This is a genomic window from Kitasatospora sp. NPDC101176, from assembly GCF_044768035.1.
Classification (GTDB): Bacteria; Actinomycetota; Actinomycetes; order Streptomycetales; family Streptomycetaceae; genus Kitasatospora.
The window spans coordinates 192,003-213,447 of record NZ_JBIWPA010000005.1; the positions used below are offsets into that span (position 1 = coordinate 192,003).

Genomic DNA, 21,445 nt, shown 5'->3' on the forward strand with positions numbered 1-21,445 from the left:
CGGGGGGGCGGCGCCGCGGCGCGGGCGGGGGGGGGGGGGGGGCGTGGGCGCGCGGGGGGGCGCCGGGGGGGGGGGGGGGGGGGGCGCCCGCCCCCCCCCCCACCCCTCTCGTCTGTTCCGGGACCGCCGAGGGGACACGAGCCATGACCGACCAGGACTTCCACCCGGGGCTCACCCCCGGCCACCTGGGTGCGCCGGTGCTGGAGCCGCAGGGCCGTCCGCCGGGTGCGCGCCGCCCGCGCTCCGATGCACCGGATCCCCACCGGCGGCGCAACGGACTCGCCTGTGCGCTCACGGCGCTCGCCCTGGTCGCGGTGTTCGGCGGGGCCGGACTGGCCGGCTACAGCTGGCTCCAGGGACAGCGCAAGCCCCCGGCCGCCGCGGACTTCGCGGGGGAGGGCGCCGGCAGCGTCCAGGTCTCGGTGCCCGAGGGCGCCGGGCTCTCCCAGATCGCGTCCGCGCTGGTGCGCAACGGGGTGGTGGCCAGCTCGACCGCCTTCACCCGGGCGGCCAAGGGCAGCGCCGCGGCCGCCGGGCGGATCCAGCCCGGCACGTACACCCTGAAGCAGAAGATGTCGGCGGCGGCCGCGCTCGCCATCCTGATCGACCCGGCCAACGCCAACGGCCTGACCATCCCCGAGGGCTGGCGCGGCTACCAGATCTACGCGGCCATCGACAAGAAGCTCAACCTGCCCGAGGGCACCACCCAGCGCACCGCCAAGGACCAGGGCGCCGAGCTGGGCCTGCCGGACTTCGCCAACGGCAGCCCCGAGGGCTACCTCTTCCCCGCGACGTACAGCGTCACCGACGGCACCACCGCGGTCGACCTGCTGAAGCAGATGGTCGAACGGGCCGGCAAGGAGTTCAGCCGGGACGACGCGGACGTCGTCGCGCAGACCCTCGGACAGAGCCTCTACGGGCTGGTCACCGTGGCCAGCATGGTCCAGGGCGAGGCCGACAACACCGAGGACATGGGCAAGGTGGCCCGGGTGATCTACAACCGGCTGGCCAAGGGCATGCCGCTGCAGCTGGACTCCACGATCAACTACGCGCTCGGCCGCTCCACCCTGAACACCACGGTCACCGACACCCGCCTGGACTCCCCGTACAACACCTACCTGCACCCCGGACTGCCGCCCACCCCCATCTCCAACCCGGGGCGGCAGGCGATCATGGCCGCGCTGGACCCGGCACAGGGGGACTGGCTCTACTTCGTGACCGTGAAGCCGGGCGACACCCGCTTCACCGACAGCTTCGACGTGCAGCAGCGCAACGTCGCGGAGTTCAACGCCTACCGCGCGACGGCGAAACCGAGCGCCTCGGCCACGTCCCCGGGCGGCCCGTCGGGTGCCGCCTCCGGCCCGGCGGCGGCCACGCCGGGCAGCGCGCCGGCGGGCGAGGTCGGGCACTGACGCCACGTCCGCCCTGCCGGGGGCGCGTCTGCGGTACGGTAACGTCTCCTCCCAGGCGCTGCGCTAGCACGCCGGTTCGAGAATCATCCGGGACGGCGTCCCGGACGGCCGGTCCGATCCTCCGGCCGTCTTCGTCGGTTAAGGGGATCAATGACCGATCTGGGTCGGGGCTACGGCCCCCAGGGCTCCGAGCCGTGGCACCCCGGTGATCCCGGGTACGGCGGTCAGCAGCCGGTCCCCGGCCAGCAGGACGGCCAGTGGCAGCAGTACCCGCAGGGCCAGCAGGCCTACGGGGACGCGCAGCAGGGGTACCAGCAGCAGCCGATGGACCAGCAGCATCCCGGCCAGCAGGGATACCCGCAGGGGTACCAGCAGCAGATGGGGCAGCAGGGGTACCAGCAGCAGCAGATGCCGCAGCAGGGCTACGGCCAGCAGCAGACGGGGCAGCAGGGATACCCGCAGCAGCAGATGCCGCCGCAGGGCTACGGCCAGCAGCAGTACCCGCAGCAGCAGATGGGGCAGCAGGGGTACCAGCAGCAGATGCCGCCGCAGATGCAGCAGCCGATGGGCCAGCAGCAGATGTCGCAGCAGCAGATGTCACAGCAGGGGTACGCCCAGCAGCCGGGCATGCCGCAGCAGGCCGACATGCAGCAGCAGGGTGTGCAGCAGCCCGGCATGCCGCAGCAGGGCGCCCAGCCCGGGCAGCCGGGCCAGCCGCAGGGCCGGCGCCGGGCACCCCAGCCGGCCGCCCCCGCCCCGGCCTCCGGCCCCGGTCCGGACGGCATCGACTGGGAGGCCGAGGCCGCCGCGCTGGAGGCGGGCGCAGCCCCGGCCGGGCCCGAACCGGAGACCGACGAGTGGGACGGCCACGAGGACGGCCACCACGAGGACGGCGCGTACGCGGAGGAGGAGGCCGAGGCCGGGCAGTCCGGCTTCCTCGGCGACGAGGACAACTCCCGCGACGCGCAGAAGAAGCGCAAGGAGAAGGGCAAGAAGTCCGGGCGCCGCAACGGCGGGGCCTGCCTGCTGGTCGCGCTGGTGCTGCTCGGCGCCATGGGTGGCGCCGGCTGGTGGGGCTACGGCTTCTACCAGGACCACTTCGGTCCGCCGCCGGACTTCACCGGCGAGGGCACCGGCTCCGTCCAGGTCGAGGTCAAGTCGGGCGCCGTCGGCGGGCAGATCGGCCTGGTGCTGAAGAACGCCGGTGTGGTGAAGAGCGTCGACGCCTTCAGCGCGGCGTGCAACGCCGAACCCAAGTGCGGCACCGTCCAGCCCGGCTTCTACGGGCTGAAGAAGGAGATGCCGGCCGCCGACGCGCTCAAGGAACTGCTCGCGCAGGCGGGCGGCGCGGCGATCGTGATCCCCGAGGGCAAGAACTCCAGCGAGATCTACGCCATGATCGACACCAAGCTGAAGCTCGCCAAGGGCACCACCGCGGGCGTCGCCACGGCCCAGGTCAACGACCTCGGCCTGCCCGCGTACGCCCAGGGCAAGGTCGAGGGCTTCCTCTGGCCGACCCGCTACAACATCGCCGACGGCATGAAGCCCGAGGACCTGCTCAAGGCGATGGTGAAGAACGCCACCGACAAGTACGCGAACCTGGACGCCCAGGCCGCCTCGGTGGGCCTCAAGAACGGCTACGAGGTGCTCATCGAGGCGAGCATCCTGCAGCGCGAGGGCAACAACACCGCCGACTTCGCCAAGATGGCCAAGACCATCCAGAACCGGCTGGCCAACGAGCCCGAGACCCACCACCGCCTCGGCATGGACACCACGCTGCAGTACTCGCTGGGCCGCAAGGAGCTCACCAAGAAGGACATGGACGACGCGTCCAACAAGTACAACACCTACATCAACCAGGGTCTGCCGCCGACGCCGATCTCCAACCCCGGCGACGACGCGATCAACGCGGTGCTGCACCCGGCCGACGGCAAGTGGCTGTACTTCATCGCGATGTCCCCGACCGAGACCCGCTTCGCCGAGACGAGCAAGGAGCACTACGCCAACGTCAAGGAGTACTGCCAGGCGGCCGGGCAGGGCTTCGACGAGGCACGCGGCCACTGCACCGCGAAGTAGCCCGGGCCGGACGACAGTTCACGGAGACGAAGCGTTGACCAGCAAGCACCGGGCCGCGGTACTCGGCTCCCCGATCGCCCACTCGCTCTCGCCGGACCTGCACCGCGCCGCCTTCGCGGCGCTCGGTCTGGACTGTTGGCGCTACGACCGTTTCGAGGTGGACGAGGCCGGCCTGCCCGGCTTCCTCGCCGGACTGGACGAGGCCGAGTGGGCCGGGCTGTCGCTGACCATGCCGCTGAAGCGGGCGGTCATCCCGCTGCTCGACGAGGTCAGCGCGGCGGCCCGCGCGGTGGACGCGGTGAACACCGTGGTGTTCACCGCGGACGGCCGGCGCACCGGGGACAACACCGACGTCCCCGGCCTCGTCAACGCGCTGCGCGAGCGCGGCATCACCTCGGTGCCGGAGGCGGCCGTGCTGGGCGCCGGGGCCACCGCCTCCTCGGCGCTCGCGGCGCTCGCCCAGGTCTGCACCGGCGAGGTGACCGTCTACGTGCGCAGCCCGGAGCGCGCCCGCGAGATGGCCGAGCTGGGCGAACGGCTCGGCGTCGCCGTGCGCACCGCGGACTGGGAGCGCGGCGCCGAGGCGCTGGCCCGGCCGCTGACCGTCTCCACCACGCCTGCCGGCGCGACCGACGGCTTCGCCGCGGAGCTGCCGGCCGGGCCGGGGGCGCTGTTCGACGTGCTCTACCACCCGTGGCCGACCGCGCTGGCCGCCGCCTGCGCGGCGCGCGGGGCGACCGTCCTCGGCGGGCTGGACCTCCTGGTGCACCAGGCGGTGCTGCAGAGCGAGGCCTTCACCGGGCGCGGCCCGGGCCCGCTGGCCGCGATGCGGGCGGCGGGCGAACGGGCGCTCGCCGGGCGCTGACGCCGCGGCTGCCCGGTGCCGACGCGGTGCGGGCCGGGAGCCGACGCGGTGCGGCAGGGCGGTGAACCGGTGCGAGCCGGGAGCGGCCGGAGCCCGCTCCTGGCCGGAACCCGTCGTGTACCGTCCCGTCGGTTGGCCGGTTGCCGTCCGGCACGCGGACTGTGCCCACGGGTGCTGCCGGGGCATGAAAGGATTCAGGCACAAGGCACGCCCGGGCGGGCCCCGGCGGTGCCGTGGCCGGTCCGCTGATGAAGGAGCTCCGTTGGGTACGTTGCGCTGGCTGACGGCGGGGGAGTCGCACGGCCCCGCACTCGTCGCGACGCTGGAGGGCCTGCCCGCCGGTGTACCGGTCACCACCGCGGTGGTGGCCGACGCGCTGGCGCGCCGCCGGCTCGGTTACGGTCGCGGCGCACGGATGAAGTTCGAGCAGGACGAGGTGACCTTCCTCGGCGGCGTCCGGCACGGCGAGACCATGGGCAGCCCCGTCGCGATCATGGTCGGCAACACCGAGTGGCCCAAGTGGGACCAGGTCATGTCGGCCGACCCGGTCGACCCGGAGGTGCTGGCCGGCCTGGCCCGCAACGAGGCGCTCACCCGCCCCCGGCCCGGCCACGCCGACCTCGCCGGCATGCAGAAGTACTCGATCGACGAGGCCCGCCCGATCCTCGAGCGCGCCAGCGCCCGCGAGACGGCCGCCCGGGTCGCGCTCGGCGCCGTCGCCCGCGCGTACCTGAAGGAGACCTGCGGGATCGAGATCGTCAGCCACGTGGTCGAGCTGGCCGCCGCCAAGGCCCCGGCCGGCGTCGTCCCGCAGCCCGCCGACGAGGCCCGGCTGGACGCCGACCCGGTCCGCTGCCTGGACGAGGACGCCTCGAAGGCGATGGTCGCCGAGATCGACCAGGCCCACAAGGACGGCGACACCCTCGGCGGCGTCGTCGAGGTGCTCGCCTACGGCGTGCCGGTGGGCCTCGGCTCGCACGTCCACTGGGACCGCCGGCTGGACGCGCGGCTGGCCGCCGCGCTGATGGGCATCCAGGCGATCAAGGGCGTCGAGGTCGGCGACGGCTTCGAGCTGGCCCGGGTGCCCGGCTCCCAGGCGCACGACGAGATCGTCCCCACCCCCGAGGGCGTCCGGCGCACCTCCGGCCGCTCCGGCGGCACCGAGGGCGGCCTGTCCACCGGCGAGGTCCTGCGGGTGCGCGCCGCGATGAAGCCGATCGCCACCGTGCCGCGCGCCCTGCAGACCCTGGACGTGCGCACCGGCGAGCCGGCCAAGGCGCACCACCAGCGCTCGGACGTCTGCGCCGTGCCGGCCGCCGGCATCGTCGCCGAGGCGATGGTCGCGCTGGTGCTGGCCGACGCGGTCAACGAGAAGTTCGGCGGCGACCACGTCACCGAGACCCGCCGCAACGTGCAGAACTACCTCGACCACCTGATCGTCCGGTAATGGGCACCCCGATCGTGGTGCTGGTCGGCCCGCCCGGCAGTGGCAAGTCCACCGTCGGGCGGGCCCTGGCCGACCGCCTCGGCGTCGCCCTCCGGGACACCGACGCGGACATCGAGGCGCTGGCCGGCAAGCCGATCCCGGAGATCTTCATCGACGAGGGCGAGCCGCACTTCCGCGAGCTGGAGGTCCGGGCCGTGCGCGCCGGCGCCGAGGAGCACGACGGCGTCCTCGCGCTCGGCGGCGGTGCGGTGCTGGCCGAGGCCACCCGCGCCCTGCTGCGCGAACTGCCGGTGGTCTTCCTGGAGGTCCCGCTGGCGGACGCGGTCAAGCGGGTCGGCCTGGACGCGCCGCGCCCGCTGCTGGCCGTCAACCCGCGGGCCCGCTGGCGCGAGCTGATGGAGGCCCGCCGCCCCCTCTACCTGGAGGTGGCCACCGCCGTCGTCGACACCGCCGGCCGCACCCCCGAGCAGGTCGCGGACGCCGTACTGGAAGCACTGGAGCTGAAGACCCCCCATGACTGACCCCATCGTCAGGATTCACGTCGGCGGCAGCGCCGGCCACGACCCGTACGACGTGCTGATCGGGCACCAGCTGCTCGGCGAGCTGGCGCCGCTCATCGGCACCCGCGCCAAGCGGGTCGCGCTCATCCACCCCGAGGCGCTGGCCGCCACCGCCGACGCCATCCGCGAGGACCTGCTCGGCGAGGGCTACGAGGCCATCGCGCTGCAGGTGCCCAACGCGGAGGACGCCAAGAGCGCCGAGGTCGCCGCGTACTGCTGGTCGGTGCTCGGCCAGACCGGCTTCACCCGCAGCGACGTCGTCGTCGGCCTCGGTGGCGGCGCCACCACCGACCTGGCCGGCTTCGTCGCCGCCACCTGGCTGCGCGGCGTCCGCTGGATCTCCATGCCCACCACGCTGCTCGGCATGGTCGACGCGGCCGTCGGCGGCAAGACCGGCATCAACATCGCCGAGGGCAAGAACATGGTCGGCGCCTTCCACCCGCCGGTGGGCGTGCTCGCCGACCTCGACACCCTGGCCACCGTGCCCCGGCACGACTACGTGTCCGGCCTCGCCGAGGTCATCAAGTGCGGCTTCATCGCCGACCCGGCCATCCTCGACCTGATCGAGGCCGACCCGGAGGGCGCCAAGACCCCGGACGGCCCGCACACCGTCGAACTGATCCGCCGCGCCATCCAGGTCAAGGCCGACGTCGTCTCCGGGGACCTCAAGGAGTCCGGCCGCCGCGAGATCCTCAACTACGGCCACACCCTCGGCCACGCCATCGAGCGCAACGAGCGCTACAAGTGGCGGCACGGCGCCGCGATCTCCATCGGCATGGTCTTCGCCGCCGAACTCGGCCGCCTGGCCGGCCGGCTGGACGACGAGACCGCCGACCGGCACCGCACCGTGCTGGCCTCCGTCGGCCTGCCGCTGACCTACCAGGCCGCGGCCTGGCCGAAGCTGCTGGACGCCATGAAGATCGACAAGAAGTCGCGCGGCGACCTGATCCGCTTCATCGTCCTGGACGGCCTCGGCAAGACCTCCGTCCTGGAGGGCCCCGACCCGTCCCTGCTGGTCGCCGCCTACGCGGAGGTCTCGGCGTGACCCGGGTCATGGTGCTCAACGGCCCCAACCTCGGCCGGCTCGGCAGCCGCGAGCCCGACGTCTACGGGGCCACCTCCTACGCCGGGCTGGTCGAGCGCTGCACGGCGCTCGGCGGGGAGCTCGGCTTCGAGGTCGAGGTGCACGAGACCAACTCCGAGCAGCAGATGGTCGAGTGGCTGCACGAGGCGGCCGACGGCAAGGTGCCGGTGGTGATCAACCCGGGCGCGTTCACGCACTACTCGTACGCGATGCGGGACGCCGCCGCCCAGCGCACCGCGCCGCTGATCGAGGTGCACATCTCCAACCCGTACGCCCGGGAGACCTTCCGGCACACCTCGGTGATCGCCGCCGTCGCCTCCGGCACCATCGCCGGATTCGGGCTCGGCTCCTACGAGCTGGCCCTGCGGGCGCTGGCCGAACGGCTCACCACGCGCTGACACCCCGTTGACGGCCGGTCAGCGGCCCGGCGGCGGACTGTGCCCGCCGCCGGGCCGACGTGTATCGTCCCCGCTGAGAGGTGTCGGAGGTGACCGTGACGCAGTACGCCGGGAGTGGGCAGGTCCCGCCGCGACCCGTCGCTCCGCCGGTGCCGCCGGGGCCCGCCGGGCCCGGGGCCGGGCCGTCGCTCCCACCGGGAGCGCAGCCGGCGGGGACGGGCCCGATGAGCCCGACGAACCCCGTGGGTCCGATCGGTCCGACGAGCCCCGCAGGTGCGGCCGGACCGCCGCCGATGCCCCCGGCACCCGTGCCGACGCCCGCGCCGGCCCCGGTGCCCGCCGCGCCGGCCCCGCCGGTGTCCGTACCCGGTGCGCCCCCCGTGGCGAGCGCACCGAGCGCGCCCGTCCCCGCCGGGGCCACCGGCCACTTCGTGCTGCCCTCCGGCATGCCCGTCCAGCTGCCCGCCCACCCGCCGCAGCGGCACGCGCCCACCGGGCCGATCGCCGTCCTGCTGATCGGCCCGGCCGGCGCCGGAAAGACCACCGTCGCCCGGTACTGGGCCGAGCGGCGGCCCACCCCGACCGCGCACATCAGCCTGGACGACGTCCGCGAATGGGTGCAGTCCGGCTTCGCCAACCCGCAGTCCGGCTGGAACAACGCCTCCGAGGCGCAGTACCGGCTCGCCCGCCGTACGTGCGGCTTCGCCTGCCGCAACTACCTCGCCAACGGCATCTCCTGCATCATCGACGACGCCGTCTTCCCGGATCGCCCGGCCATCGGACTCGGCGGGTGGAAGCGCCACATCGGACCGGGCATGATCCCCGTCGTGCTGCTGCCCAGCCTCGACTCCGTGCTGCGCCGCAACGCCCGGCGCAACGGCAACCGCCGGCTCGGCGACGAGGAAGTGGCCCGGATCCACGGCCGGATGGCCGGCTGGTACAACTCCGGGCTGCCGATCATCGACAACTCCTACCTGGACGTGGCCGGCACCGCCGCCGAACTGGACCGGGTGATCCTCGCCCGGCTGATGGGCATGCCGGTCCGCTGACCTCCCCGGCCGGGCCCGGCCGTCGGTGGCGGCTGCGATGATGGAGCGGTCCCGTCGGAGCACCGGACCGCCGGGCCGCCAGCCCGCCGGAGCCCCGGCCCGCCGGGGCCCACCAGCCTGTCGAACCACCCGGGGGAGCTGACGCCCGTGCCCGAAGGCCACATCATCCACCGCCTCGCCGCCGAGAACCTGCGCGCCTTCGGCGGCCGACCGGTCGAGGTCTCCAGCCCGCAGGGCCGGTTCGCCGACGAGGCCAAGAGCATCGACGGGCAGCTGCTCACCGCGGCCGAGGCGACGGGCAAGCACCTCTTCCTCGGCTTCGAGGAGGGCGCCTGGGTGCACGTCCACCTCGGCCTCTACGGCGGCTTCACCTTCGCCACCGGCCCCGCCCCCGAACCCGTCGGCCTGGTGAGGCTCCGGCTGGCCAACGACGAGGGCTACGCGGACCTGCGCGGCCCCAACACCTGCGCCCTGGTCACCGGCGCCGAGAAGGCCGGCGTCGCCGCCCGCCTCGGCCCCGACCCGCTGCGCGCCGACGCCGACCCGGAGGCCGCCTGGCGCCGGGTGTCGGCCAGCCGGACGACCGTCGCCGCCCTGCTGATGGACCAGAAGGTGCTGGCCGGGGTCGGCAACGTCTACCGGGCCGAGGTGCTGTTCCGGCACGGCATCAACCCCCACCGGGCCGGCCGCGACCTCACCCGCGCCGAATGGGACGCCGTCTGGGCCGACCTGGTCGCCCTGATGCGCGAGGGCGTCGGCGCCGGCCGGATCGACACCGTCCGCCCCGAGCACACCCCCGAGGCGATGGGCCGCCCGCCGCGCGTCGACGACCACGGCGGCGAGGTCTACGTCTACCGCCGCGCCGCGATGCCCTGCCTGGTCTGCGGCACCGACGTCCGCACCGAGCAGCACGCCTCCCGCAACCTCTTCTGGTGCCCCACCTGCCAGACGACCTGACCGGCCGATCACGCCCCGGCCGGGAGCCCAGCCCGTAGGCTGGGGCCGACCGGCCGGAGGGAGCAGGCGGATGGAGCGGCGGGAGGTGGCCAACACCGTCTCGGGGACGGTGGGGGGCCACGTGGTGCAGGCCCAGAGCATCGGGGCGGTGCACCTGCACCAGGGCCCGCCGCCGCCCGGTACGCCCCGTCAGGTCCGCAGACCGCGGCCCACCTTCGTCAACCGGGAGGGTGAACTCGCCGCCCTGGTCCGGGCGCTCGGCCGGCTCGACGAGCCCGGTCCGGCGGTGGTGGCGTTCACCGGCCTCGGCGGCGTGGGGAAGACGGAACTGATCTCCCAGTTCGTCGCGGCGCACCGCGCGCACCTCCCGGACGGCGACCTCTACGCGGACCTCGCGGCCTACCGCCACCTCGGCGGGGTCGACCTCGGTGAGGTGCTGGCCGGGTTCCTGCGCGCCTTCGGGGCCGAGGTGCCGGCCACCCTGGCCGAGCGGGCCGCGGCGTACCGGACGGTGACGACCGGCAAGCGCGTCCTGGTGTTCCTGGACAACGTCGAGCAGGCGGGGGAGGTCCGCACGCTGCTGCCGTCCGACGGGCTCGTCGTGGTCGCGGGGCGGCGACGCCTGCCCGGTCTGGTCCTCGACGGCGCCGAGGTGCGGCGGCTGGACCCGCTGAGCACCCCGGCCGGTGCGGAGCTGGTGCGCCGCTGGCTCGGGCCCGACCGGGGCACCGACCGGGAGCTGGACGAGCTGGTCGGACTCTGCGGCGGACTGCCGCTGGCACTGAACGCCGTGGGCTTCCAGCTGGTCGACCACGACGAGCTCGATGTCGACCAGGTGGTGGCCGAACTCGCTGACTCGGAGCGGAGGTTGGCGTCGTTGAGCAACGAGGAGGGCGGGGTCGACCGGATGCTCGACCAGGTGTACGGGCGGCTCTCCGGGGCGGCCCGGGCGCTGTACCGGCTGGTCGGTACCGCCCCCGGGCCGTTCGTCTCCGCCGAGCTGGCGGAGGCGGCCGGCGTCGAGCGCGTCCGGGACGGGCTGAGCGAACTGCGCGCGGCCCACCTGCTGGACGAGGTGGTGGACCCGGGGCCGGGGCAGCGGTTCCGCGCACACGACCTGGTGCGTCTGCACGCCCGCCGCACGGCCGGTGAACTCCCCGACCGCACCGGCCTGCTGGCCCGCGCGGTCGCCTACTACCGGGCCCGGGCCGCCGCGGCCGACGCGCTGGTGCTCGGGGAGCGGTTCCGGCTCCAGGAGGCCCCCGACGCCCCGGGGCGGGAGTTCGCCTCCAAGGCGGAGGCGCTGGAGTGGCTCCGGGCCGAACGGGCCGACCTCCGGGAGGCGGTGCGGGCGGCGGCCGAACAGGGCTGGCACGGTGAGGTGTGGCGGTTGTGCGAATCGCTCTGGGCGCTCTACCACAGCGGCAAGAACTACGGGGACTGGATCGAGACGCACCGGCTCGGCGTCGAGTCGGCGCAGTGGGACAACCGCCCGGACGCGGTGATCCGGATGCGCAACCAGCTGGCCCGCGCCCACTACGAGCTCGGGGACCTCCCCCGCGCGGCCGAGCAGCTGGCGCTGGCCTCGGAGCAGCTGGCGCTGGTCGGGGAGCCGCAGCTGAGCGGCGTGCTGCACGAGACGCACGGGCTGCTCTGCCTGGCCGACGGGCGCCCGGAGCAGGCGGTGGAGCTGTTCCGGCTGGCCCTGGAGGACAACCGCACCGATCCGCACGGCGTGGTGGTGCAGAGCTACAACGTCGCCCAGGCGCTGGTCGCGGCCGGGCGCGCGGCGGAGGCGCTGGACGTCCTGGACGAGGCGACGGCGCGGGCGGAGGAGACCGGCGACCCGATGCTGATGCGGCTGCCGCTGGTCCGGGCCCGGGCCCAGCGCGCGCTGGGGCGGCTTGACCTCGCCGTCCGGGCCGCCGAGGACTGCGCGCGGCGGGCTCGCGAACTCGGCCAGCGGGCCAAGGAGGCCGAGGCCTTCACCCTGCTCGCCGCGCTCGCGGAGGAGCTGGGCGACGCGGCACTCGCCGAGCGGGCGCGTGGCCGGCTGGAGGAGCTGAAGGGCTGAAACCGTCACCGTGCCGGGGAAAGGCCTCAGGGCGGCGGGGTGAAGGCCACCCGGGTGCGGTGGCGGCCGGTGCGGATGGTGAGGCCGTGGTCGGGCAGGGTGCCGGGGGCGCCGCCCTCGGCGAGCCAGAGCGCGACGGCCGCGCCGAGCAGCAGCGGGTCGAGCCGGGGCTCGGCGCCGGCCCACGGGGCCTCGGCGCGTGCCTCCAGGAGCTCGCCGGTGCGCAGCCGGAGCGCGCAGCGGTCCCGGGCGAGGGCGGCCACCGTCACGGCGAGGCCGGGGATCCCGTCGGCGGCCTCGACGATCCAGCGCCCGGCCGGCTCCTCGGCGTCGACCTCCGTCCTGGCCAGGACCTCGGCCACGGAGCGCAGTTCCACCGTGGTCTCGGCGGCGTCCAGGGCGAAGAAGCCCCGGGGGTGGCCCTGCGGGTCGATCGGGTACCGGCGTACCGAGACCTCGCCGTCCGCGCACTCGCCCTCGACGTCGTAGGCGGTCGGCCGCTCCGCCGGGAGCGGTACCGGGGCCGGGTAGGGCGGCAGGGCGGTGGGGGTGGTGAGGTCGTCGACCTTGTCCGTCAGGAAGCCGAACAGGACGGGGGCCAGGGCCGGGACGGCCCGGTCGCGCTGGCCGAGGGAGCGGTCGGTGACGGGGCGCAGCAGCTCCGGGTCGTACGTCGCGACGGCCGCTTCGAGCTGGGCGTGCAGGTCGCCGTCCGGGTCGAGCGCGGGTGCCGCCTGGCCGAAGGCGTAGGTGGGGGATCCCGGGTCGAGTTCGGCGGCGCCGGTGGCCACCAGCAGGGTGGGGCGGTCCAATGCCGCGCCGTAGAAGGAGACCGATCCGTGGTCGCCGATCAGCAGGTCGGCGGCGACGAGGGCGGTCTGCCAGCCCTGGTGCGGGGGGATCAGCCTGAGGCCGGAGCCCCGGGCCGTGGCCAGCAGCAGTTCGGGGTCGTGCCGGTCCCAGACGTTGGGGTGCAGGACCACGGCCACGGTGTACTCGTCGGCGGGGAGCGCGGTGACCAGCCGGCGCGGCAGGTCGAGGCAGTGCGCCGCCAGGGAGTGCCTGCTCCAGGTGGAGGTGACGACGACGAGGCGCCGGCCGTCGACGGCCCCGAGGGCGGCGCGGTAGGCGTCCCGCCGGCCGCGGCTGGCCAGCATCCTGGCGAAGGTGAGGTCGCCGACCTCCCGTGCGTGCGGCAGCGCCTCGGGGCAGGTGGCCGCCAGCCGCTCGAACTGCTCCTCGTGTGACAGCCCGATGACCGCGGGGAAGACCCGCCCCCGGTGGGTGAGCTCCTGACGGGACAGGCCGGCGGCACTGACCCCGTCCCCGGTGGACTCGGCGACCAGGCGGTTGTAGCCGGCGCCGTGGGGGAGGACGACGAGCGGGGCGCGCAGCCGGTGCATGGAGGCGTGGACCGCGCAGGACACCGCGAGGTCGAACTCGTACCGGACGGCCTCCTCCCACGGGATGACCGTGACGGCGGGCTGCTGGTCGGCCAGGTAGGGGCCGAGGCCCGCCGTGAACGCCGAGCCCGGGTTGACGGTGAGGTAGCACCGGACGCCGAGCTGCGGGCGGACGAGCAGGGTGAGCACGTCGAGCACCCGGGTGGCCGAGGTGAGCGTGCGGGCGACTGCGAGGACGCGGGCCCGGACGGGCCAGGTCTCCCAGCGGTCTTCGTCGGGCCAGGGCCGGGGCCGGCGCCGCAGGCGGTTCAGCACACGAAGATCGTACTCATCCGGCCCCGCTCCGGCGGGTCCGTCCGGGGCGGGTCAGCCGGTGGCAGCGGTGGGTTCGTGGTGGTCGGCGGCGGCGCAGGGGTCGAGGAGGGGGCGCAGGGCGTCGTCGACGAGCCGGTAGCGCACGACGCGTCCGTCGCGGTCGCCGGTGACCACGCCGGCGGTGCGGAGCAGTCGGAGGGCCTGGGAGACGGCGGGGTCGCGCATGCCGGTGGCGACGGCGAGGTCGGTCACGGCGAGCGGACCGGCGCGGTGCAGGGCGAGCAGGAGGGCGAGCCGGCCCGGGTCGGCGAGCAGGGAGAACCGCTCGGCCCAGGTGCGGACGTGCGCGGTGTCGCCGATGGCGGCGATGGCCTCGCAGACCCGGTGTCCGTCGATGGTGCGGTGGTCCGCGCGGTCGGCCGGTACGAGATGCATGCGGACATTCTCGCAGGCCGGGGCCTGTGATCCTGGACACCTGCGCAGGTGCGCAGCCTTGCATGGGTGGAGCCGGGCCCCCTACGGTGTTGCCCGCCGTGGTGCTCGGGAAGACCGGTGACGGACCCTCAGGGGTCCCAGTCCGGAGCGGCCCTCGCCACTGTGATCGGGGGGAGTCGTCCGTATCCACGACGCCACTGGGCGCTTCGCGCGTCCGGGAAGGCGGGTACGGGTGCCCCGTAAGCCAGGAGACCGGCCACGGCATCTCACGAAGTCTTTCCACGAGGTGCTGGAGCGTGATCCCCGTATGACCCTGCCCGAAACCGCCGCCCCCGGGGCGCCGGCGGCGCCGTCCGCACTGCCGACGTTCCGCTGGAAGCGCGAGGACACCGTCCGCACGGCCGGACTGATGGGCGTGATCCTGGCCATGCACGTGGTCGCGTTCGGGACGCTGTTCTTCCTGGTCGCGCCCCACAACTACGCGGTCGGCACCCAGGTCTTCGGGGTGGGCCTGGGCATCACCGCGTACACCCTCGGCATGCGGCACGCCTTCGACGCCGACCACATCGCGGTGATCGACAACACCACCCGCAAGCTGATGGCGGACGGCAAGCGCCCGGTGTCGGTGGGCTTCTGGTTCGCCCTCGGGCACTCCTCGATGGTGGTCATCATGGCCGCCCTGGTGGCGGGCGGCGCCCAGCTGGCCAACACCCTGATGGACGACGAGTCGACGACCCACCAGTGGCTGGGGATGGTCGGCACGACGGCCTCCGGCGCGTTCCTGTACCTGATCGGCGCGCTCAACCTGGCGGCGCTGGTGGGCATCCTCAAGGTGTTCCGGGCGATGCGGGCCGGGAAGTACGACGAGGCGCAGCTGGAGGAGCACCTGAACTCGCGCGGCTTCCTGGCGAGGGTGCTGAACCGGGCGACGCGGTCGATCACCCGGCCGGGGCAGATGTTCCCGGTGGGCATGGTGCTGGGCCTGGGCTTCGACACCGCGACCGAGGTCACCCTGATGGTGATGGCGGGCTCGGGCGCGGCGGCCGGGCTGCCCTGGTACGCGATCGTCTGCCTGCCGCTGCTCTTCGCCGCCGGGATGAGCCTGTTCGACACGCTGGACGGGACGTTCATGAACTTCGCGTACCAGTGGGCCTTCTCCAACCCGGTGCGCAAGGTGTACTACAACCTGACGATCACGGGGCTGTCGATCGCGGTGGCCTTCGTCATCGGCACGATCGAACTGGTCGGCGTGCTGCACGAGAAGCTCGACCTGACCGACCCGGTGAGCGGTTGGATCGCGGACATCTCGCTGGACAACGTCGGGTACGCGATCGCCGGGTTGTTCGTGGTGGTCTGGGCCGCGGCGATCGGCTACTGGAAGCTGGCCGGGGTCGAGCAGCGCTGGCAGCCGTCCGAGCAGTGACAGCCCCCGGCGGGCCGGTCGGCCCGGGGTGCGAGCCGGGGCGTGCGGGCAGCGGTGACGTGCCCCCTCGGGAGTGCTCGGCGGGCGGAACGGGGTGCGGCTTCGTAGGCTCGACGCATGTCTGATGCGTACGCGGGTCGGCGGGAGCGGGTGAGGGAGCACTGCAGTGCGGCCGGGGCCGATGCGGCGCTGATCACCCGGGCGGCGAACGTGCGGTATCTGACCGGCTGCGCGCCCTGCGGGGCGACGCTGCTGCTCACCAGGGACCGCGCACTGCTGGCGCTGCCGGACGACCTGCCGCCGGACGACACCGGGGAGCACCTGATCGCCCCGGACGTCACCCAGGTGCCGGTGCCGGCTGGGGCGGACACCGCCCTGGCGGCGGCCGAGGCCGCGGCGCGGCTCAGGCTGGCGGCGCTGGCGGTGGAGGAGCACGACCTGACCGTCAGCCGGCACCGGTCGGTGGCCGGCCTGTCCGGCGGTGCCCGGCTGGCCGACCTGGACCGGCTGGTGGAGCGGTTGCGGGTGGTCAAGGACGAACACGAGATCGCCGACCTGCGGATCGCCGCCGAGATCGCCGATCAGGCGCTCGGCGAGCTCCTGGAGTCGATCCTGGTCGGGCGGACGGAGCGGCACCTGGCGATGGAGCTGGAACGCCGGATGATCGACCACGGCGCGGACCGGGCGGCCTTCCCGGTGTCCGTCGGCACCGGCAGCCACTCCGGCCAGCCCGCCCACCAGCCGACCGACCGCCGGGTGGAGGAGGGCGACTTCCTGACCGTGGTGATGGGCGCCCAGTACCGCGGCTACGGCATCTCGACCGCCCGGACCTTCGTGATCGGCGCCGCCCCCGCGCCCTGGCAGGTCGAGCTGCACCGGCTGGTGTTCCGCGCTCAGCGGGCCGCCCGGGAGGCGCTCGGACCAGGCGTGGAGCAGTACGTGCCCGACCGGGCCGCGCGGCAGATCCTGGAGGCGGCCGGCCACACCGAGGCGTCCCCGCACCCGGTGGGGCACGGCATCGGGCTGGAGATCCGGGAGGCGCCGCGCCTCGGCCCTTCGGACATGGGTAAACTGGACAGCCGCGTACCGGTCACCGTCGGTCCTGGGGTCCACCTCCCGGGCAGGGGCGGTGTCCGGATCGAGGACACGCTCGTGGTGCGCCCCCTCGAGGAGGGCGGGCCCGAGCTGCTCACCATCACCACCAAGGAGCTCCTCGCCCTGTGACCGCGGCCCCCGGGCCGTCGGCGGCAGGACGCACCCCTTGGTTCCTTGACAGCTATATCCAGGAGTAAGTGCGCCCGTGGCTTCCACGAACGATCTCAAGAACGGCATGGTCCTCAAGCTGGAGGGCGGCAAGCTCTGGTCCGTCGTCGAGTTCCAGCACGTCAAGCCCGGCAAGGGCCCGGCCTTCGTGCGTACCAAGCTCAAGGAGGTCCTGACGGGCAAGGTCGTCGACAAGACCTTCAACGCGGGCACCAAGGTCGAGACCGCCAACGTCGACAAGCGCGGCATGCAGTTCTCGTACAAGGACGGCGAGAACTTCGTGTTCATGGACATGGACACCTACGACCAGCTGACCATCGAGCCCGCCGTCGTCGGCGACGCCGCCAAGTACCTGCTGGAGGGCTTCGAGGCCCTGGTCGCGCAGAACGAGGGCGCGGTGCTCTACATCGAGCTCCCGGCCGCCGTCGAGCTGACCATCGCCGAGACCGAGCCGGGCGTCCAGGGCGACCGCTCCACCGGTGGCACCAAGCCGGCGACCCTGGAGACCGGCGCCGAGATCCAGGTGCCGCTCTTCATCACCACCGGTGAGAAGGTCAAGGTCGACACCCGCGACGGCAGCTACCTCGGCCGGGTGAAGTAAGTCCGTGTCGGCCGCACGCAGCAAGGCCCGTACCCGGGCCTTCCAGATCCTCTTCGAGGCCGACCACCGCGGGGTCGACCCGCAGCAGGTCCTCGCCGACTGGGTGGCCCGCGCCCGCGAGCCCAAGCCGGAGGAGGGCACCCCGCAGGTCGGTGAGTACACCATGGAACTCATCGAGGGGTACGTCCAGCACGCCCGTCGGATCGACGACCTGATCTCCCAGTACGCGGTGGGCTGGACGCTCGACCGGATGCCGATAGTGGACCGCAACGTCCTGCGGCTCGGTGCGTACGAGCTGATCTGGGAGGACGGCGTCCCGGACGCGGTCGTCCTGGACGAGGCGGTCGAGATCGCCAAGGAGTTCTCCACGGACGACTCCCCGGCCTTCGTCAACGGCCTGCTCGCGCGCTTCCTGGAGCTGAAGCCGAGCATCCGCCGGTAGGCGGTGGCGCCCCGCAGACGGCCGTCGGACCCGGATCCCGGGTGCGACGGCCGTCGCGCGTTTCACCCGGGCGGCGTAAGGTGGTGATCTACTCGCCAGTAACTTGGCGGGCGCAGCCGCACACGTCCCCGCAGTGAAGGGCAGGCCACCCCCATGACCACCGCGACCCGCAGCGAGTTCGACCGGGGCATCGCCCTGACCAGACACGCCGACGAGCCCGGCCGCTACGAGGCCGAACTCGGCCCCGGCTGGCAGATCGGCAGCGGGGTCAACGGCGGGATGCTGCTCGCCGTCGCCGGACACGCGCTGTCGCTGGAGCACGCCGACCACCCGGACCCGGTGTCGATCAGCGGTTACTACCTGTCCGCCTCCACGCCCGGCCCGGCCACCGTCCGCACCGAGGTGCTGCGCAGCGGCCGCGGCCTCTCCACCGGCACCGCCTCGCTGAGCCAGGACGGCGTCGAACGCCTGCGCGTGGTGGCCAGCCACGGTGACCTCTCCACCGTCGAGGGCGACGTGCGCACCACCGCGCAGCCGCCGCAGCTGCCGCCGCCGGACCAGTGCATCGGCGTCGAGCACGCCCCGCCGCAGCTGATCGAGCAGGCGGCGCTGCTGGAGCGCTTCGACCTGCGGCTCGACCCGTCCACCGTGGGCTGGGCACTCGGTCAGCCCTCCGGCAACGGGCGGATCCAGGGCTGGTTCCGGCTCGCCGACGGGCGTGAGCCCGACCCGCTGCTGCTCCTGCTGGTCGCCGACGCGCTGCCGCCCGTCACCTTCGACCTGGGCCTGCCCGGCTGGGCCCCGACCGTGGAGCTGACCGTCCACCTGCGGGCCAGGCCGGTCCCGGGCTGGCTCCGGGTCACCCACGCCACCCGCAACGTGGCCGGCGGCTACTTCGAGGAGGACGCCGAGGTCTGGGACGAGTCCGGCCGGCTGGTCGCGCAGTCCAGGCAGCTGGCCCGGGTGCCTCGCGGGGCCTGATTTCCGCGGAGTTCACCGCGACTTACCGTCGGTTACATTCCTGTGACACGCCGTACGTGTGCGGCGCGCGGTGATGGGGAGGAAGACGGTCAGCGGCGAGCCCGCCGCTGACCGTCACCCGGCGGTCGCCGCCGATGCCAGGAGCCACCGATGAGTAGCCGCAAGGGCCGCGCCCGCCGTAACTCCGACTGCACCGCCGCCGGCCCGCGGCCCGTCGCCCGCGCGCCGCACCGCCGGCAGCGGGCCGAGGGCGGCGAGCAGGCGTTCGTCATCGGCGTGCTGACCAGTGCGGCGGACTTCGCCCGGGCCCGCGCCTGGGGGCTGTCGGACGCACCGGACTTCGAGCGCTACCTGGCCGACACCGCCGAACTGCTGGCCGACGCGGTGGAGCGCTTCGAGGTGGTGCGGGCCCGGATGTTCCACCCGCAGGACTTCGAGGAGTTCTGCGTCCTGCACGGGCTGGACCCGGCGGAGCCGGCCGCCCGCGACCGCTACCTGGTCAACCCGCCGCTGCAGACCCAGCTGCTGGCCTATCAGGGGGAGGAGCTGGCCGGGGACTTCGTGCCGCGGCTGGTCCGGGCCCGGGAGAACGGGCTGACGCTCTGCCACGCCGACCTGCTGCTGGACGGCGGTCTGGTCGGGGGCGCGGGGGAGGCCGACGAGGACCACGCCCGCTGGGTGCGCGCCGCCTACCAGCGCGGCGGCGAGGTGTTCCGCCGGATGCTGGTCGGCGCCGGTGCCGGGGTGTACGAGCTGCGGCTGCGGGTGGACGCGCCGGGCGGCCGGCTGACGGCGGCGGCCCGGGTGCTGCAGTGGGAGGACGGCGTGGTCCGGATCAACGATGAGGACCTGGAGCTGGTCTGCGCGGTGCTCTGCGCGGGGCTGGCGCTGGAGCTGCCCGGGGTGGCGGTGCTGCACGGGTCGCAGGGCTCGGCGGCCTCCTGCGGGGAGTACCTGCCGGCCTCCTGGGCCTGGTCGAGCGGCGGGCAGGACTGGGCGCCGTCGGCCCGGCCGGTGCGGCTGGACGGCGTGGCGGCGCAGCCCGGCTACAGCCTGGGGACGGTCTGCTGACCGCCGGGCGGCGGTGGTGCGGCCGGCGCCGGACGCGCGACGGCGCGGCCCCCGGGGTCCGGGGAGCCGCGCCGTGACGTTTCTGCTGGTACCTGCGTGCTCGCGCTGGCGGGAGCCGGTGCGGCGAGCGTCAGCTCGCCTCCTCCTCGCGCACCGCGCGGCGCGCGTCGGGGTTGAGCACGCCCCAGGAGATCAGCTGCTCGGTGAGGATCGACGGCGACTGGTCGTAGATGACGGCCAGGGTGCGCAGGTCGTCCTGGCGGATCGAGAGGACCTTGCCGTTGTAGTCGCCGCGCTGGCTCTGGATCGTCGCCGCGTAGCGCTGCAGCGGGCCGGCCTTCTCGGACGGGACCTGGGTCAGTCTCTCCAGGTCGAGGACCAGGCGCGGCGGCGGCTCGGCCGCGCCGCCGGGGGTGCCGCCGGGCAGCAGCTCCTGCACGGGCACGCCGTAGAACTCCGCCAGCTCGGCCAGCCGCTGCACGGTGACCGCACGGTCGCCGCGCTCGTACGAGCCGACGACGACTGCCTTCCAGCGCCCCTGGGACTTCTCCTCGACACCGTGCAGGGAGAGCCCCTGCTGAGTGCGGATGGCTCGGAGCTTGCCTCCGAGCTGCTTCGCGTAGTCGCTGGACATTGATCTCCCCGGACGAGATTGCTTCGCGTTCAGTGGTGGGTCACGGGCGATTGCCGACGCCGTTACCGGTGGGTTCGACGTCCGTCTCGTAACTCACTGTGAGGTTACGTAGAGTAAGGTAGCTGCGTCAAGCCGAATGGGGCAGTCGTGCGAATGGCCCGCATCGGGGGTGCGTCCGGGGCGTGAACCGCCGAAGCGGAACGACGGACGTCCGTTTGCCTCCCGGCGCGCTGATACGATGACCGGAAGCCCTCGCCCGGTCGGCGGGGGTCGTCCCAGACATCCTTTAAGGCCCGTCCAGTGAGGCGGGGAAGGAGGTCCGCTTCGGCATGACCACACAGCAGGATTCGACGCCGCGACCGCCGCACCAGGTGCTGGACGGAACGGACATCGCCCGGGTCGTCACCCGGATAGCGCACGAGATCGTCGAGCGCGCCAAGGGCGCGGAGGACGTCGTGCTGCTCGGCATCCACACCAGGGGCGTCCACCTCGCCCGCCGCCTGCACGGCCGGCTGGCCCAGATCACCGGGCGCGAGATCCCGCTGGGCACCCTGGACATCACCATGTACCGGGACGACCTGCGGCTCAAGCCCGCCCGCGCCCTGGAGCACACCGAGATCCCCTCCGGCGGCATCGACGGCAAGCTCGTCATCCTCGTCGACGACGTGCTGTTCTCCGGCCGCACCATCCGGGCCGCGCTCGACGCGCTGAGCGACATCGGCCGCCCGCGTGCCGTGCAGCTCGCCGTCCTGGTCGACCGCGGCCACCGCGAGCTCCCGATCCGGGCCGACTACGTGGGCAAGAACCTCCCCACCTCGCTGCGCGAGGCCGTCCAGGTCCGCCTGGCCGACACCGACGGCGTCGACGCCGTGCTGGTCGGCGACCGCGACCACGCCGCCCGCAGCTCGCAGGCCCTGGCCTCCCAGCCCACCGAACCGCACCTCCCGGAGTAACC

The 21,445-nt window shown here is 74.0% G+C and carries 20 protein-coding genes and 1 riboswitch; of the genes, 17 read left to right on the forward strand and 3 right to left on the reverse strand.

Features of this window, described 5'->3' with window-relative positions; all coding sequences use genetic code 11:
- Nucleotides 1-143: 143 nt before the first annotated feature.
- From mltG (ACIRS1_RS10605) to ACIRS1_RS10650, 10 genes are all read left to right on the forward strand, one after another.
- Nucleotides 144-1,412, forward strand: a complete 1,269-nt coding sequence (gene mltG / locus ACIRS1_RS10605) for an endolytic transglycosylase MltG (protein WP_402838387.1) — start codon at nucleotides 144-146, stop codon at nucleotides 1,410-1,412.
- Between the two features lie 150 nt (nucleotides 1,413-1,562).
- Nucleotides 1,563-3,488: an endolytic transglycosylase MltG gene (gene mltG / locus ACIRS1_RS10610; protein ID WP_402838389.1), complete on the forward strand. Its 1,926-nt coding sequence runs from the start codon at nucleotides 1,563-1,565 to the stop codon at nucleotides 3,486-3,488.
- 34 nt (nucleotides 3,489-3,522) lie between these two features.
- The gene (locus ACIRS1_RS10615) at nucleotides 3,523-4,353 is read left to right on the forward strand and encodes a shikimate dehydrogenase (RefSeq protein ID WP_402838391.1); all 831 of its coding nucleotides are present in this window, start codon (nucleotides 3,523-3,525) and stop codon (nucleotides 4,351-4,353) included.
- Nucleotides 4,354-4,615: 262 nt separating this feature from the next.
- Nucleotides 4,616-5,800: a chorismate synthase gene (aroC, locus tag ACIRS1_RS10620; protein ID WP_360214378.1), complete on the forward strand. Its 1,185-nt coding sequence runs from the start codon at nucleotides 4,616-4,618 to the stop codon at nucleotides 5,798-5,800.
- Nucleotides 5,800-6,321, forward strand: a complete 522-nt coding sequence (locus ACIRS1_RS10625) for a shikimate kinase (protein WP_360214376.1) — start codon at nucleotides 5,800-5,802, stop codon at nucleotides 6,319-6,321. Before aroC ends, ACIRS1_RS10625 begins: the two co-directional genes overlap by 1 nt.
- On the forward strand, nucleotides 6,314-7,405 hold the full coding sequence (gene aroB, locus ACIRS1_RS10630) for a 3-dehydroquinate synthase (protein WP_360214374.1): 1,092 nt from the start codon (nucleotides 6,314-6,316) through the stop codon (nucleotides 7,403-7,405). Before ACIRS1_RS10625 ends, aroB begins: the two co-directional genes overlap by 8 nt.
- Before the next feature lie 8 nt (nucleotides 7,406-7,413).
- On the forward strand, nucleotides 7,414-7,842 hold the full coding sequence (aroQ, locus tag ACIRS1_RS10635; RefSeq protein WP_360214388.1) for a type II 3-dehydroquinate dehydratase: 429 nt from the start codon (nucleotides 7,414-7,416) through the stop codon (nucleotides 7,840-7,842).
- A 95-nt stretch (nucleotides 7,843-7,937) separates the two neighbouring features.
- Complete coding sequence (locus tag ACIRS1_RS10640; protein ID WP_387900029.1) at nucleotides 7,938-8,891, forward strand: AAA family ATPase; 954 nt, start codon at nucleotides 7,938-7,940, stop codon at nucleotides 8,889-8,891.
- 147 nt (nucleotides 8,892-9,038) lie between these two features.
- Complete coding sequence (locus ACIRS1_RS10645; RefSeq protein ID WP_360214370.1) at nucleotides 9,039-9,848, forward strand: DNA-formamidopyrimidine glycosylase family protein; 810 nt, start codon at nucleotides 9,039-9,041, stop codon at nucleotides 9,846-9,848.
- Nucleotides 9,849-9,918: 70 nt separating this feature from the next.
- On the forward strand, nucleotides 9,919-11,922 hold the full coding sequence (locus ACIRS1_RS10650) for a hypothetical protein (protein ID WP_402838395.1): 2,004 nt from the start codon (nucleotides 9,919-9,921) through the stop codon (nucleotides 11,920-11,922).
- A 26-nt stretch (nucleotides 11,923-11,948) separates the two neighbouring features.
- Here ACIRS1_RS10650 and ACIRS1_RS10655 read toward each other — a convergent pair whose 3' ends face one another.
- Both ACIRS1_RS10655 and ACIRS1_RS10660 read right to left on the reverse strand, forming a co-directional pair.
- Nucleotides 11,949-13,640: a hypothetical protein gene (locus tag ACIRS1_RS10655; RefSeq protein WP_402838397.1), complete on the reverse strand. Its 1,692-nt coding sequence runs from the start codon at nucleotides 13,638-13,640 to the stop codon at nucleotides 11,949-11,951.
- Nucleotides 13,641-13,691: 51 nt separating this feature from the next.
- A complete protein-coding gene (locus ACIRS1_RS10660; RefSeq protein WP_360214364.1) occupies nucleotides 13,692-14,075 on the reverse strand; it encodes a metalloregulator ArsR/SmtB family transcription factor in 384 nt (127 codons plus the stop codon).
- Between the two features lie 82 nt (nucleotides 14,076-14,157).
- A riboswitch (cobalamin riboswitch) is annotated at nucleotides 14,158-14,351 on the forward strand.
- 31 nt (nucleotides 14,352-14,382) lie between these two features.
- On the opposite strand from ACIRS1_RS10660, the gene ACIRS1_RS10665 reads away from it, so the two are divergent.
- The 6 genes from ACIRS1_RS10665 (at nucleotide 14,383) to ACIRS1_RS10690 (ending at nucleotide 19,856) form a co-directional block, all read left to right on the forward strand.
- Nucleotides 14,383-15,498, forward strand: a complete 1,116-nt coding sequence (locus tag ACIRS1_RS10665; protein WP_402838399.1) for a HoxN/HupN/NixA family nickel/cobalt transporter — start codon at nucleotides 14,383-14,385, stop codon at nucleotides 15,496-15,498.
- 117 nt (nucleotides 15,499-15,615) lie between these two features.
- Nucleotides 15,616-16,722 carry an aminopeptidase P family protein gene (locus ACIRS1_RS10670; RefSeq protein ID WP_360214360.1) on the forward strand — a complete coding sequence of 369 codons (1,107 nt, stop codon included), beginning with the start codon at nucleotides 15,616-15,618 and terminating at the stop codon, nucleotides 16,720-16,722.
- A gap of 76 nt (nucleotides 16,723-16,798) precedes the next feature.
- The gene (efp, locus tag ACIRS1_RS10675; protein WP_350629439.1) at nucleotides 16,799-17,362 is read left to right on the forward strand and encodes an elongation factor P; all 564 of its coding nucleotides are present in this window, start codon (nucleotides 16,799-16,801) and stop codon (nucleotides 17,360-17,362) included.
- Nucleotides 17,363-17,366: 4 nt separating this feature from the next.
- Entirely contained in the window at nucleotides 17,367-17,804 is a 438-nt protein-coding gene (gene nusB, locus ACIRS1_RS10680; RefSeq protein WP_360214358.1) for a transcription antitermination factor NusB, read from the forward strand.
- Between the two features lie 153 nt (nucleotides 17,805-17,957).
- A complete protein-coding gene (locus ACIRS1_RS10685) occupies nucleotides 17,958-18,785 on the forward strand; it encodes a thioesterase family protein (protein ID WP_402838402.1) in 828 nt (275 codons plus the stop codon).
- A 150-nt stretch (nucleotides 18,786-18,935) separates the two neighbouring features.
- On the forward strand, nucleotides 18,936-19,856 hold the full coding sequence (locus tag ACIRS1_RS10690; RefSeq protein WP_387899997.1) for a hypothetical protein: 921 nt from the start codon (nucleotides 18,936-18,938) through the stop codon (nucleotides 19,854-19,856).
- Between the two features lie 130 nt (nucleotides 19,857-19,986).
- Here ACIRS1_RS10690 and ACIRS1_RS10695 read toward each other — a convergent pair whose 3' ends face one another.
- Nucleotides 19,987-20,490 (reverse strand): transcriptional regulator, encoded by a 504-nt coding sequence (locus ACIRS1_RS10695; protein WP_031072501.1) that lies wholly within the window; start codon nucleotides 20,488-20,490, stop codon nucleotides 19,987-19,989.
- A 329-nt stretch (nucleotides 20,491-20,819) separates the two neighbouring features.
- Between ACIRS1_RS10695 and pyrR the strand changes: the two genes are divergently transcribed.
- Complete coding sequence (gene pyrR, locus ACIRS1_RS10700; protein WP_360214352.1) at nucleotides 20,820-21,443, forward strand: bifunctional pyr operon transcriptional regulator/uracil phosphoribosyltransferase PyrR; 624 nt, start codon at nucleotides 20,820-20,822, stop codon at nucleotides 21,441-21,443.
- The last annotated feature ends 2 nt before the right edge of the window (nucleotides 21,444-21,445 follow it).